General features: G+C 74.1%; 1 pseudogene. It reads left to right on the top strand.

From position 1 onward, the window contains the following. A pseudogene (locus G3I71_RS49390) lies at positions 1-398 on the top strand (class I tRNA ligase family protein); the annotation flags it as partial.

Below are 398 nucleotides of genomic sequence, written 5' to 3'. Positions count from 1 at the left end.
CCCGACAAGGGCGCGGGCATCGCGATGTGCTGCACATTCGGTGACCTCACCGACGTGCAGTGGTGGCGCGAGCTGCGCCTGCCGACGCGCTCGGTGGTGGGCCGCGACGGCCGCGTGCTGCGCGAGACGCCGGACTGGATCACGTCGGAGGCGGGCCGCGCGACGTACGGCGAGCTCGCGGGCAAGACGACGTTCAGCGCGCGCGAGGCGGTCGTCGCGGGGCTGCGCGAGTCCGGCGACCTGCTGGGCGAGCCGGTCGCGACGCAGCGCAAGGCGAACTTCTACGAGAAGGGCGACAAGCCCCTCGAGATCGTCACGAGCCGGCAGTGGTACCTGCGCAACGGCGGCCGCGACGAGGAGCTGCGCGACGCGCTGCTCGCGCGCGGCGGCGAGCTCGC

This window comes from Streptomyces sp. SID12501 (assembly GCF_010550245.1).
Lineage (GTDB): Bacteria > Actinomycetota > Actinomycetes > Streptomycetales > Streptomycetaceae > Streptomyces.
The sequence above is the reverse complement of the archived record's forward strand: the minus strand, read 5'-3'. Positions and strand labels throughout refer to the sequence as shown.